Here is a 12897-nt window from a genome sequence, read left to right as displayed (position 1 = left end):
GATTGTCACAGTTCGTACACAATCCAATCCTAACCGCCGCCTCGGAAGGGGCAGGCAAGCCCCTCGATAACGAGAAATGTCCGACGCGACGACGGCACGACTCCGATCGGGGACGTGGCCGCTGCTGCGCGTTGGACGCACAGCAGGGAACAATCTCATGAAGACTGGCATCACCAAGTCTGCTCTTTTCCTGGGCGCGGCATTCGGCGCGCTCGTCCTTGGCGGTACCGCCCAGGCGCAGGACGCCACGGCTCCCGCCGCCGTCGAAGACGAAGCGACCACCGAGATCGTCGTCACCGCCGAGCGCCGCCCGGAAACGCTGCAGAACACCCCGGTCTCGGTCGCGGTGATCGGCGGCCAGGACGCGCGTGACTTCACCGCCGCCGGCGACGACACGCTGCTCTCGCTCTCGGGCAAGGTGCCGAGCTTCTACGCCGAGACGACCACCGGCCGCATCTTCCCGCGCTTCTACATCCGCGGTCTCGGCAATATCGACTTCTACCTGGGCGCGTCGCAGCCCGTGTCGATCATCCAGGACGACGTGGTGCTCGAGCATGTCGTGCTCAAGTCGAACCCGGTCTATGACCTCGATCACGTCGAAGTGCTGCGTGGCCCGCAGGGCTCGCTGTTCGGCCGCAACACCACTGCCGGTATCGTCAAGTTCGACACCGTCCGCCCGACGCTCGATCGCTTCGATGCGCGCGGCACGGCGAGCTATGGCAGCTATGGCAGCGTGAGCCTCGACGCCGGCATCGGCGGCCCGCTGGCCGACAATGTCGCGATCCGCGTGTCGGGCCTGTTCCAGCACCGCGACGACTATGTCGATAACGCCTATGCCGGCCCGAGCGCCGACGGCACGAAGACCCCGCGCAAGAACGCGATGGGCGGCTTCGACGAGCGCGACGTGCGCGTGCAGCTGCTGGTCGAGCCGACCGAGAACTGGACCTCGCTCTTCTCGGCGCACATGCGCAACTATAACGGCACCTCGACCCTGTTCCTGCGCCAGGCGCTGAAGAAGGGCTCGAACGACGTCAGCAACGTCTCGCGCACCACCGTCCGCTTCGACGAGGCGATGGACAATCCGCAGGACTATGACACCTACGGCATGTCGTGGAACAACAGCTTCGATCTGGGTGGCGTCACGCTGACCTCGATCACTGCCTATGAGACCTCGTCGGGCTACAGCCGCGGCGACACCGATGGCGGCGCGGCGGCGGACTTCCCGGTCGGCGGCGTTGCGAACGGCTATGGCCAGTCGATGGGCCGCCTTGCGGACCTCGACCAGTGGACCCAGGAAGTGCGCCTCGCCAGCAACGGCGACGGTCCGTTCAAGTGGCAGATCGGCGGCATGTACTTCGACAGCCGCGACATCACCGAGTTCTATCAGCGCGCCTGGTTCCTCAACACCGCCGCCCGCAACCCCAATAACTGGGTGCGCCTGCACGACGTGAACACCAGCTGGGCGCTGTTCGGCCAGGCCAGCTATCAGGTGACCCCGAAGTTCCGCCTCACCGCCGGCGTGCGCGTGACCGAGGACACCAAGACCACCGACCTGCTCAAGACCGCCGACACCGCGGCCGGCGCCGTGACCTATCCGGGTCGTCGCCACGTCCGCATGTCGGACACCCAGCCCAGCTGGGACGTGAGCGCGCTCTATGAGGTCAGCGACGATCTGAGCCTCTATGCCCGTGTCGCCCGCGGCTTCCGTGGCCCGACCATCCAGGGTCGCTCGGCGGTGTTCAACTCGGACTTCACCACCGCCAACTCCGAAACGATCGTGTCGTATGAGGGCGGCTTCAAGTCGAGCCTGTTCGACAACCGCGTGCGGTTCAACCTGACCGGCTTCTACTACACCGTCGACGACATCCAGCTGAACGGCAATGACTCGAACGGCAACGGCGTCCTGTTCAACGCCGACAAGGCCGAAGCCTATGGCGTCGAAGCAGACCTGACGCTGCGCCCGGTGCGCAACTTCACGCTGACCGCCGGCGCAAGCTGGCTGCACAGCGAGATCAAGGACAAGCGCGTCTATGCCCAGGCCTGCGCCCTCAACGGCGTGCTGGTCTGCACGGTCAAGGATCCGTACGTGACCCGCACCGTGTTCGGCGCCAACGCCTATTTCGCGCAGATCGACGGCAACCCGCTGCCGAACGCGCCGGAATATAACCTGAACCTCACTGCGCGTTACGACGTGCCGGTGAGCGACAGCGGCAAGTTCTTCATCTCGACCGACTGGAACCTGCAGGGCTACACCAACTACGTCCTCTACAAGACCGACGAGTTCTACTCGGACGGCAACTTCGAGGGCGGCCTGAAGCTCGGCTACCAGGGTGGCAACGGCACCTGGGAAATCGCCGCCTTCGCCCGCAACATCACGAACGAGAAAAATCTCAAGGGCGTGATCGAGAACTACATGGCCGCCGTGCTCAACGAGCCGCGCGTCATCGGCATCTCGCTGACCGGCCGGACCCGCTAAGCCCCCTTTGCTTTCGGCCAGTCAGTCGGGCCCGGTGGCGTCCCCCGCCACCGGGCCCTTCTATTTTGTATTTCGCGCGGGACTTCCTGCGCTGGCTCGCGCCTGCTAAGCGCGCGCGATCATGGCAACCGAACTTTCCAAGATCCGCAACTTTTCGATCATCGCGCATATCGACCACGGCAAGTCGACCCTGGCCGATCGACTGATCCAGCGCACCGGCGGGCTCTCCGAGCGCGAGATGTCCGCGCAGGTGCTCGACAACATGGACATCGAGAAGGAGCGCGGCATCACGATCAAGGCGCAGACCGTGCGCCTGGAGTGGAAGGGCCATGTCCTCAACCTGATGGACACGCCGGGTCACGTCGACTTCGCCTATGAGGTGAGCCGCAGCCTGGCCGCCTGCGAAGGCGCGCTGCTGGTGGTGGACGCGGCGCAGGGCGTGGAAGCCCAGACGCTGGCCAATGTCTACCAGTCGATCGAGCATGACCATGAGATCATCCCGGTCATCAACAAGATCGACCTCCCCTCGGCAGAGCCCGAGAAGGTGAAGAACGAGATCGAGGAGATCATCGGCATCGATGCCTCCAACGCAGTGCTCGCCAGCGCCAAGTCCGGCATCGGCATCGACGAGATTCTCGACGCCGTGGTCGAGCGCATCCCGGCGCCCAAGGGCGACGCCGATGCGCCGCTCAAGGCGATGCTCGTCGACAGCTGGTACGACCCCTATCTCGGCGTCGTCATCCTGGTTCGTGTGATCGACGGCACGATCCGCAAGGGCCAGCAGATCAAGTTCATGGCTGCCGGCACCACCCACCTGATCGACCGCGTTGGCGCCTTCCGTCCCAAGATCGAGCAGCTGCCTGACCTTGGCCCGGGCGAGATCGGCTTCATCACCGCGCAGATCAAGGAAGTCGCCCAGGCGCGCGTCGGCGATACGCTGACCGATGCGAAGCGCCCTGCGGCCGAGCCGCTGCCGGGCTTCAAGGAAGTCCAGCCGGTGGTGTTCTGCGGCCTGTTCCCGGTCGATGCCAATGACTTCGAGAAGCTGCGCGAGAGCATCTCCAAGTTGCGCCTCAACGACGCCAGCTTCTCGTTCGAGATGGAAACCAGCGCCGCGCTCGGCTTCGGCTTCCGCTGCGGCTTCCTGGGGCTGCTCCACCTTGAGATCATCCAGGAGCGCCTGACCCGCGAATATGATCTCGATCTGATCACCACCGCACCCTCGGTGGTCTATCGCCTGCGCCTGACCAAGGCGGCCGGCGAGGCCGAGGCGCGCACGATCGAGCTGCACAACCCCGCCGACATGCCCGATCCCAACCGCATCGACGAGATCGAGGAGCCCTGGATCAAGGCGGTGATCTATGTGCCCGACGAATATCTGGGCTCGATCCTCAAGCTCTGCCAGGACCGCCGCGGCATCCAGAAGGACCTGACCTATGTCGGTGGCCGCGCCCAGCTCACCTATGAGCTGCCGCTCAATGAAGTGGTCTTCGACTTCTACGACCGGCTGAAGAGCATCTCGCGCGGCTATGCCAGCTTCGATTATGAGCAGATCGGCTACCGCGAGGGCGACCTCGTCAAGATGTCGATCATGGTCAATGCCGAGCCTGTCGATGCCCTGAGCATGATCGTCCACCGCGGCACCGCCGAGACGCGCGGCCGTGGCATGTGCGAACGCCTCAAGGACCTTATCCCGCGCCACCTGTTCAAGATCCCGATCCAGGCCGCGATCGGCGGCAAGGTGATCGCCCGCGAGACGATCGCGGCCATGCGCAAGGACGTCACCGCCAAATGCTATGGCGGCGACATCACGCGTAAGCGCAAGCTTCTGGAAAAGCAGAAGGAAGGCAAGAAGCGGATGCGCGAGTACGGCTCGGTGCAGATCCCGCAGGAAGCCTTCATCGCTGCGCTGCGGATGGGCGAGGAGTAACCCTCGCCCTCTTCATAGCGTACGCAGCAGCTTGCCGACCTTGTCGTCGGGCTCTGCCAGTACGGTCTGCATGAAGGCGATGCGCCCGTTGCATTGCTGCGCGTTGCTGCCCTGGTACCGCATCCCCTGGCCAAGCTGCTCGCGCGTCATCCCCGCGCGGGCGGATGCCTTCTCCATGATGAAGCCCGGGACGCTGAACGTCTTGGTCTGGCCGGCTGAGGGCTCCGGCGACGGCGTCGATTTGCCGTCGGGCCCGGCACGGGTGGCGAGGAGGATCTTCGCCATGATCGCACGGTTGCGTTCGGCCAGGTTCTTGGGAAGCTTGCTGCCGTCATAGTCCTTGCCGGCGAAGTAATTGGCGCAGACGTCGGGGCTGACGGCGCGCAGCGCCAGGGCGCGGTCGAGCGCGAGGCGGTGATAGTCACGCAGCAGCGGCAGGGGCGCGCCGGGAATGCCCGCCTGGATACGCGCGTTCAGCAACGGGATCATGCCGTTGGTGAAGTTGACCCAGCTGTCCTTCCGCAGGAACGAATCCTTCCAGTACGTCATCAGCGCGACATAGAGTTCGGGGTTCTTGTTCTCGATCATCGCAATGTCGAGGTCGCGTTCGTACAGCGCCTCGAGGGCGCGATCGATATCAACCCGCTCGTTGCCCAGCGTCTCGGGAATCACCGGTGCCTCGACGCCTGGGATCGGGGCAAAGCGGTTCTGTTCCTTGCACTGGCTGTTGGCGAAGTGGAGCAGCGAGATCAGAATCCAGACGACGATCATGCCGGTCCAGTTCCAGCCGCCACCGCCGCGGGATGTCGGCTCCCACATTTCGACGCGATAGGAGTCGAAATTGGCCTCCAGCTCTGGATAATGGGTGCGGACCGTGGCGAGCAGTTCGCGGACCCTCTTGCCGCGCACCCAGCCGCGACGGGACTTCTCATGGGCCGGCCTGGTCAGTTCGCGCCATGCAGCGTGGAGGGGATGCGTCGGCGCGCGGACGGCATCGAAGAAGTCGAGCGACTGGCGGCGGCGCACGACATAGGCGATCGCGGGCGACTGGCTGATCTCGCCGGCGGCACTCATCCAGCCGAAATGGTCGGCCACCGATGCAACGAGCGGGTCCGAGAAGGGGACGGCGCGGGCGATCAGGTCGGCGAACCAGTTCTCCGCGTCGCCATAGAAGGACATTTCCTGCATGCGCGGATCGCGGGTGATGCGCTGCCAATGCGCGAGCATCGCCTCGGTCTCTTCCGGGCTCGGCCATTGCTCCGCATGCTCGCCGAGCAACAGCCCCGCCAGGGCGCGGGCATGATCGTCATAATCCTCCGGCGTGGGCGGCGCCCAGGGATTGGGCGCGGGTGGAGCGAAGGCGATCTCGGCCGCGAGCGGATCGCGTTCCCAGGCGTCGAAGTTGATCTCGCTGCCGGGCTCGTCGCCCCATTCGTCTGGATCGTCTTCCGGCTCGGACGGCGCTTGTTCGGGACGACCGGCTTCGGCTGGGGCATTTTCGGCCTCGGCCTCTTCGTCCTCCTCCTGCTCATATCGCAGCCACTGCGCTTCGTTCTGCGCCTGCTCGAACGCTTCGCGCAGCGCGATGAAGGCCTGGGGGTCACGATCGACATCGATCGCCTTGAGCTTCGCTGCATAGGCGCGACGGATCGCGCGAGTGTCGTCCGTCGGCTCGATGCCGAGCGTGCGCCATGCCGGCCCGCCCTGGTTCACAGGAAGCGCTCGCCCTCGATCTCGTCCAGGGCCTCGACCAGCCGGGCACGGGCTTCCTTGATCGTGCGCGGGTCCTGGGTCGCGAGCGCGTTCTCGAACACGCCGATCCAATGGCCCACGGCGTCGCGGCGCTCGCCGATAAAGCCCTCGTAGCAGCGGGCGGCGCGGGCAAGCACGGCCATGTTCTCGCTCTCGTCGCGCGGGTGCTGCTTGAGCGCAGCCAGCGCATCGCGGCGGGTGGCGAGCTGGGAGTCGGTCAGCGGATCGGCGTCGTCCATGATGACCAGGTTGCGGCTGGTGCTGGTGCCGGGGACGTTGACGTCCACTTCCAGCAGACCGCTGGTATCATAGCTGAAGCGGCACTCGACCACGACCTCGCCCGCGGGCTTGGGCGGGATAGGCACGCGGACTTCGCCAAGCTTGACGTTGCCGGAGACCTCGCGGGCCTCTCCCTGATAGATGCCGAAGCGCAGCTCGCGCTGATTGTCCGAGACGGTGTTGTAGTAGTTCACCCGGCTCGCCGGGATCGCGGTGTTGCGATCGATGATCGGCGAGAACAGCCCGGTGCGCCAGCCGCCGCGCCCGTCCGGCTCGGCATGATCGACGCCCAGGGTGAAGGGACAAACGTCGGTGAGGCGGACTTCCTCCAGCGCTTCCGAGCGGGCGAGCAGCCCGGCCTGGACCGCGGCGCCGAGGGCCACGGCGTGATCCGGATGCACCGTCGCATTGGGGAAACGGCCGAACATGCGGGTGATCGCGCGGCGGACCACCGGCATGCGGGTGGAGCCACCGACCAGCACGATCTCGCTCAGCGCCTCGACCCGGATGCTGGAATCGCGCAGCGAGCGCAGCACCGGATCGCGCAGCCGCTTGAGCAGCGGTTCGGCGGCGGTTTCGAAATCGGCGGAGGTGACGTTGATCGCGAACTGCTCGCCCTGCCAGACGATCGCGAACTCGGCCTCGTCGCTTTCGCTGAGCTTGCGGCGGGTGCGCTCGGCGGCGGCGCGGAGCAGTTCCTGCAACACCACCGGATCGGCGCCGGCCAGCTTGCCCGCCGGATCGAGCTTCGGGCGGACATGCTGGACGAGCAGCTCGTTGAAATCCTCGCCGCCCAGCCGGTTGTCGCCCGAAGATGCGCGAACCTCGACCACGCCCTCGAACACTTCGACGATCGACACGTCGAACGTGCCGCCGCCCAGGTCGAAGACCAGGAACGGCTCCTGCTCGCGCGTCTGGATGCCGAAGGCGAGCGCGGCTGCGGTCGGCTCGTTGACCAGCCGCTCGACCTTGAGCCCGGCCAGTTCGCCGGCGCGGCGGGTGGCCTTGCGCTGGCGATCGTTGAAATAGGCGGGGACGGTGACCACCGCCCCGGTCACCTTCTCGCCGGTGAAGGCTTCCGCATCGGCCTTGAGCTGGCGCAGGACGAGGGCCGACAGCTCCTCCGAATCGAACTTGCGCTTGCCTAGGGTCACCGTTTGCTGGGTGCCCATATAGCGCTTGAAGGCAGTGACAGTGTCGCGTGGGTGGGTGGACTGGCGCTCGCGCGCGGCCATTCCGACCATCACCGCGCCGCTCTCGTCGACCGACACGGCGGAGGGGGTCAGCAGGTCACCGATCGCATTGGGAATGAGCACGGATTCCCCGTCGCGCCAGATCGCGACGGCACTGTTCGTGGTGCCAAGATCGATGCCGATGATCACGTGATTCGTTCCCCCTGACGTCGCAGCCTATCGAGGGGGCGGGGCGGGCGCCAGTCGCAACCCCTGATCACGAAGTGTAACCCAAGCGTCTCAATCGCTTCATAAAGGCCTGAGCGGACTTGAAGGGGGATACTATGTTGCTTGCCACGCTGATGCTGCTTCAGACCGCGCCCGCCGTGCAGGACGTGCCGACCGCGCAGGTTCAGGCGGTTGGCGAGACCATGGCGGTAGCGAGCCTCGAGGATGCTGCGGACGATCCCGCGATCTGGCGCAATGCCCGCGATCCCCGGCAAAGCCTGATCGTCGCGACCGACAAGAAGGCGGGGCTTAACGTCTATGACCTGTCCGGCAAGCTCCGTTCGACCCTGCAGGCTGGCCGGGTCAACAATGTCGATTTGCGCAGTTGGGGCGGGCAGGTGATCGTCGCGGCCAGCGATCGAAACGACAAGGCGAACGCGAAGCTGGCGCTCTATACGCTCGACACCAAGGCGGCGAAGCTTACCGAGATCGGTCGTTTCGAGGCCGGCGCCGGCGAAGCCTATGGCCTGTGCATGTACGCGCCGCGCGGCGGCAAGCTGTACGCCTTTGTCGTCCACAAGGCCGGCACGATCGTGCAGATGGAAATCCTGTCCGAGGGCGGGGCGATCAAGGCGGACCGGGTGCGCACGATGAAGCTTGCAACCCAGTCCGAAGGCTGTGTCGCGGACGACCGTACCGGCCTGCTCTACGTCGGTGAGGAGGATGTCGGCGTCTGGCGCTTTGGCGCGAACCCCCGCGATGCCCTTGGCGGCGAGAAGGTGATCGCAGCCGACGGCAAGACGCTGGTTGCCGATGTCGAAGGCGTGGCGATTGCCGCCCAGGGCACGCGGGGCGGCTATCTGGTAGTCTCGAGCCAGGGCGACAGCGCGTATGGCCTGTGGCGGCTGCCCGACCTGGCCTATGCCGGGCGTTTCCGGATCACCGCCGGCAAATTCGGCGCGACCAGCGAGACCGATGGCATCGAAGTCTCCACCGCCGGCTTCGGTCCGGGCCTCCAGGGCGGGCTGATGCTCGCGCAGGACGGCGACAACGCCCCCGCCGCCCAGAACTTCAAGCTGGTCCGCTGGGCGGATGTCCGCAAGGCGCTGCGTCTCAAGTGAGCCTTGCCTACCCGCCCGACGACTGTCAGGCAGGGGCATGACGACCAACCCAGGGATCGACCGGCGCGTGCTGCTCGCCGGCATCGGCGCGGTGGCGCTGGCCGGGCCACCTACCGTATGGGCGGCACAGGCGCCGTTGGTGCTGGCGGCCGCCAGCCTGCAGGAATCGATGACCGCCGCCGCCGATGCCTGGGCGCGTAGGGGCCATGTCCGGCCGGTTTGTTCCTTCGCGGCAAGCTCGGCGCTGGCCCGGCAGATCGCGGCGGGCGCCGCCGCCGACTTGTTCGCATCGGCCGACGAGCCCTGGATGGACGATATCGAGAAGCGGGGGCTGATCGTGCCGGGCACCCGCACGCCGTTCCTCGGCAATCGGCTGGTGATTATCGCTCCGGCAAGCGAACCGCTCGCCCGGCCCTATGACGAGTTCCGGGCGCTGGGGAAGACGCGCCTGGCGATCGCCGATCCCGATGCCGTGCCGGCGGGGCGTTATGCCAAGGCTGCGCTGGAGTGGGGCAAGGCCTGGGCGATGGCGGAGCCGAATCTGGTGCGCGCGGAGAGCGTGCGTGCGGCGCTCGCGCTGGTCGAGCGCGGCGTCGTTTCCCGGGGCATCGTCTATGCGACCGACGCGCAGGCGTCGGACAAGGTCCGGATCGCCGCGATCTTCACCGAGCGCAGCCATCCGCCGATCCGATACCCGCTGGCGCGGCTCAAGGCCTCGACCAGCCCGGACGCAGAGCCGTTCCGCCGCTTCCTGCTGAGCGGCGAGGGCAAGGCGATCTTCCGTCGCTTCGGCTTCCGGCCGCTCTAGAGGAAGGTCGCTCGGTTGACCCGGGCCCCTGGCTTCGCCTTTAGTGGCTCATTCGCGGCGTGAGGCCGATTGCGGGGGCATTTGATGAGCAGGAACGGTTCGATCGGGTTCGCCGCGGGCGTGTTTGGTGGCATCATCCTGGGCGCGCTCATCGATAATATGGCGATCGGCCTGCTGATCGGGTTCGCGGTCGGTTTCGGCATCCTGAAGTTCCCGGTGAAGCGCGGGGATGCCTGATTCCCCGAACCCAGGCGAGTTTGCCCGGTGACCCCAGAGCTCTGGGGCATTGTCTGGCTGTCGCTGAAGGTGGGCGGGGTCGCGGTGCTCGCATGCCTGCCGGTGGCGTTCGCGCTGGCCTGGCTGCTGGCGCGCGGGCGGTTTCCGGGCAAGCTGCTGCTCGACGGGCTGGTGCACTTGCCCTTGGTGGTGCCGCCGGTCGTGACCGGCTGGCTGCTGCTGCTCGCCTTCGCGCCTGCCGGGCCGATCGGGAGCTGGCTGGAGAGCTGGTTCGGTGTCTCGGTGCTGTTCCGCTGGACCGGGGCTGCAATTGCGAGCGCGGTGATGGCGCTGCCGCTGATGGTACGGGCGATGCGGCTGTCGATCGAGGCGGTCGACCGGCGGCTGGAGCAGGCCGCGGCGACGCTGGGTGCCGGGCGCTGGCGGGTGTTCACCAGCGTGACCCTGCCGCTCAGCCTGCCGGGCGTGCTGGCCGGCACGGTGCTGGGCTTTGCGCGCGCTCTGGGCGAGTTCGGCGCGACGATCACCTTCGTGTCGAACGTGCCCGGCGAGACGCAGACGCTGCCGCTCGCCATCTATGCCGCGCTCCAGGTGCCGGGTGGGGAGGCGATGGTGCTGCGGCTGGCGGGCATCTCGGTGCTGCTCTCGCTGGCGGCCTTGCTTGCCTCGGAACTGATCGCGCGGCGCGCGGGCAGGGGGCTGCATGTCCTTTGACATCGAGCTGACCAAGCGGATCGGCGAGGCGGGCATCGCCTGCCGGATCGAGGCGGGCGACGGGCTCACCGTGCTGTTCGGCCCCTCCGGCGCGGGGAAGACCAGCGTGCTCAACATGGTCGCCGGGCTGATCGAGCCCGATGCCGGGCATGTGCGGGTGGCGGGCGAGACGCTGTTCGATGCGGCGGCTGCAATCGACGTGCCGGTGGCCGAGCGCCGCGCCGGCTATGTCTTCCAGGAACCGCGGCTGTTCCCGCACCTGCGGGTACGGGCGAACCTGCTCTATGGCCGGCGCGGCGAGGCCGGGCTGGATGTGGACGAGACGATCGCGCTGCTCGGCATCGCACACCTGCTCGATCGCTGGCCGCGCACGCTTTCGGGCGGTGAGGCGCGGCGCGTTGCGATCGGGCGGGCGCTGCTCTCCGATCCGCACTTCCTGCTGCTCGACGAGCCCTTGTCCTCGCTCGACCGGGCGCGTCGCGAGGAGATCATGGCGCTGATCGAGCGGCTGCGCGACGAAGTGCGGCTGCCGATCCTGATGGTGACGCATGACCGCGAGGAGGCGGCGCGGTTGGGGACGCGGATCGTCGAGCTCTGAGAAGCCGCGCACCGGCAGCGGACTTCAGTTGCTCGAGGCAGTTCGGTTGATCTCGTCTATCCACCCGACCAGTTCGGACAGCTTCGAAAGCTGCCTGAAGCGGCGTTGTTCGCCCGGACCCTCCACGACTTCATGGGCCCATGCTCCCTCCTGGGGAATATAGGCGGCCCAGGCGCCTGCGTTCAGCGGCGCCAGGACATCGGATCGCATCGAGTCGCCCGCCATGATGCATTCGCCGGGTGCGACATCATATTTCGCGAATAGCCTCTGGAAGGTCTGTTCGGTCTTGTCGCTGGCGATCTCGACACCGGTGAAAAGGTCGCCGAGGCCGGACGCGGCCAGCTTTGTTTCCTGGTGCAGCAGGTCGCCCTTGGTCACCAGGATCAGATCCCCGCGTTCCTTCAACGCGCGCAATGTGTGATCGATACCGTCGAACAACTCGACGGGATGGGTCAGCAGCATCCGCCCGGCGTCGAGGATATGGGCTACGAGGTCCCGCGAGAAAGCATCGCCTGCAACTTCCATCGCCGTCTCGATCATCGCCAGCGTGAAGCCTTTCGCGCCATAGCCATAGGCGTGGCGATTCCGGTTCTCCGCTTCATCCAGCGCGGCCTGCGTCACGGACGCTTCGGCGAACGGCAGGAGCAACGCCTGAAACGCCTGCAGCGCGGCGTTGAAATGACGCATATTGTGCCACAGCGTATCATCGGCATCGACGCAGATGATTCTGATCATGGGCGCGGCTCCATCGTTGCTGGCTGGCCCCTATCGCGCTTCGGCCGGCAAGTTCAACGGGCTGGGCAAGCTTGCCCGGCCTGGGGCGATGGCTACCCCTCGAGCTCCGGCCCGTAGACGCGCCAGGGCACGCCTTCGCTGCGCTTGGCGGCGTAGAGGGCAAGGTCGGCGCGGCGGGTCAGTTCCTCCGGGCCGAGCTTCTCGGCGCGCGACAGGGCGATGCCGATGCCGGTGCCGACATGTAGCGTGCGCCCTTCGACGAAGACTGGGCGGGCAATGCTCTCGGCGAGCCGTCCGGCGATCACCTTGGCGATCTCGGGATTGGCGAGGCCGGGGGTGATGACCGCGAACTCGTCTCCGCCCAGCCGCGCGGCGGTGTCGCCCTCGCGGACCGCACCGGTGATGCGATCGGCGACGACGCGCAGCAGAGCGTCACCGGCGCCATGGCCATGGGTGTCGTTGATCGCCTTGAACCCGTTGAGGTCGAGCATCAGCACGGCATGGAGCCCGCTCGGCGTGAGCTTGCCGAGCGCTTCGTCGAAGGCACGGCGATTGGGCATGCCGGTGAGCGCGTCATGATAGCCGAGGTCACGCACGCTCCGCTCGGCCGCGATGCGGCGCTCGCGCTCGCGGCCACGCGCGCGGTGCTGGTTCAGCCCGAAGCTGAACAGCAGCAGGATGAGCGCGGAGGCGAGGAGCAGGAACTCGTCCAGCTCGACGCGCAGCTTGCGATCGGTGACCGACGAGGTCTCGTCGCGGAAGAGATCGATGGCAAAGATGCCGTACAGCCCGGCCATCGCCAGCAGGACGACGAACCAGACGCTCCGGTTAAGCAACAAGGCGCGAA

Annotated in this window: 11 protein-coding genes; 7 read left to right on the top strand and 4 right to left on the bottom strand. The window is 66.7% G+C overall.

Going from position 1 to position 12897, the window contains the following annotated elements:
* Positions 1-157 precede the first annotated feature (157 nt).
* Complete coding sequence (locus tag HNP52_RS15610) at positions 158-2476, top strand: TonB-dependent receptor (protein ID WP_184168562.1); 2319 nt, start codon at positions 158-160, stop codon at positions 2474-2476.
* 121 nt (positions 2477-2597) lie between these two features.
* Positions 2598-4406 (top strand): translation elongation factor 4, encoded by a 1809-nt coding sequence (gene lepA, locus HNP52_RS15605; RefSeq protein WP_184168561.1) that lies wholly within the window; start codon positions 2598-2600, stop codon positions 4404-4406.
* A gap of 12 nt (positions 4407-4418) precedes the next feature.
* Here the strand turns inward: lepA and HNP52_RS15600 are convergent, their stop codons facing one another.
* Positions 4419-6119 carry a hypothetical protein gene (locus HNP52_RS15600; RefSeq protein ID WP_184168560.1) on the bottom strand — a complete coding sequence of 567 codons (1701 nt, stop codon included), beginning with the start codon at positions 6117-6119 and terminating at the stop codon, positions 4419-4421.
* Positions 6116-7819, bottom strand: coding sequence for an Hsp70 family protein (locus HNP52_RS15595; protein WP_184168559.1), 1704 nt, complete (start codon positions 7817-7819; stop codon positions 6116-6118). Before HNP52_RS15595 ends, HNP52_RS15600 begins: the two co-directional genes overlap by 4 nt.
* A 134-nt stretch (positions 7820-7953) precedes the next feature.
* Between HNP52_RS15595 and HNP52_RS15590 the strand changes: the two genes are divergently transcribed.
* The 5 genes from HNP52_RS15590 (at position 7954) to HNP52_RS15570 (ending at position 11315) form a co-directional block, all read left to right on the top strand.
* Positions 7954-8958, top strand: coding sequence for a phytase (locus tag HNP52_RS15590; RefSeq protein ID WP_184168558.1), 1005 nt, complete (start codon positions 7954-7956; stop codon positions 8956-8958).
* Positions 8959-8995: 37 nt separating this feature from the next.
* Complete coding sequence (gene modA / locus HNP52_RS15585) at positions 8996-9766, top strand: molybdate ABC transporter substrate-binding protein (protein WP_184168557.1); 771 nt, start codon at positions 8996-8998, stop codon at positions 9764-9766.
* An 84-nt stretch (positions 9767-9850) separates the two neighbouring features.
* Positions 9851-10003: a hypothetical protein gene (locus HNP52_RS15580; RefSeq protein WP_184168556.1), complete on the top strand. Its 153-nt coding sequence runs from the start codon at positions 9851-9853 to the stop codon at positions 10001-10003.
* 27 nt (positions 10004-10030) lie between these two features.
* The gene (gene modB / locus HNP52_RS15575; RefSeq protein WP_184168555.1) at positions 10031-10717 is read left to right on the top strand and encodes a molybdate ABC transporter permease subunit; all 687 of its coding nucleotides are present in this window, start codon (positions 10031-10033) and stop codon (positions 10715-10717) included.
* Positions 10707-11315, top strand: coding sequence for an ATP-binding cassette domain-containing protein (locus HNP52_RS15570; RefSeq protein ID WP_184168554.1), 609 nt, complete (start codon positions 10707-10709; stop codon positions 11313-11315). The genes modB and HNP52_RS15570 overlap by 11 nt, the downstream gene beginning before the upstream one ends.
* A gap of 24 nt (positions 11316-11339) precedes the next feature.
* Here HNP52_RS15570 and HNP52_RS15565 read toward each other — a convergent pair whose 3' ends face one another.
* Positions 11340-12050 (bottom strand): HAD family hydrolase, encoded by a 711-nt coding sequence (locus tag HNP52_RS15565; RefSeq protein WP_184168553.1) that lies wholly within the window; start codon positions 12048-12050, stop codon positions 11340-11342.
* A gap of 92 nt (positions 12051-12142) precedes the next feature.
* Entirely contained in the window at positions 12143-12889 is a 747-nt protein-coding gene (locus HNP52_RS15560) for a GGDEF domain-containing protein (RefSeq protein ID WP_184168552.1), read from the bottom strand.
* Between the last annotated feature and the right edge of the window lie 8 nt (positions 12890-12897).

The organism is Sphingomonas kyeonggiensis (assembly GCF_014204495.1).
GTDB lineage: Bacteria > Pseudomonadota > Alphaproteobacteria > Sphingomonadales > Sphingomonadaceae > Sphingomonas > Sphingomonas kyeonggiensis_A.
Note: the sequence above shows the minus strand (reverse complement) of the source record. Positions and strands in the feature narration are given on the sequence as shown.

Bases quoted from the DNA above. Each gene is read 5' to 3' on its own strand.
- HNP52_RS15580 (WP_184168556.1), top strand. From the start codon at position 9,851: ATGAGCAGGAACGGTTCGATCGGGTTCGCCGCGGGCGTGTTTGGTGGC.
- HNP52_RS15610 (WP_184168562.1), top strand. From the start codon at position 158: ATGAAGACTGGCATCACCAAGTCTGCTCTTTTCCTGGGCGCGGCATTC.
- lepA (WP_184168561.1), top strand. From the start codon at position 2,598: ATGGCAACCGAACTTTCCAAGATCCGCAACTTTTCGATCATCGCGCAT.
- HNP52_RS15570 (WP_184168554.1), top strand. From the start codon at position 10,707: ATGTCCTTTGACATCGAGCTGACCAAGCGGATCGGCGAGGCGGGCATC.
- modA (WP_184168557.1), top strand. From the start codon at position 8,996: ATGACGACCAACCCAGGGATCGACCGGCGCGTGCTGCTCGCCGGCATC.
- HNP52_RS15590 (WP_184168558.1), top strand. From the start codon at position 7,954: ATGTTGCTTGCCACGCTGATGCTGCTTCAGACCGCGCCCGCCGTGCAG.
- HNP52_RS15565 (WP_184168553.1), bottom strand. From the start codon at position 12,050: ATGATCAGAATCATCTGCGTCGATGCCGATGATACGCTGTGGCACAAT.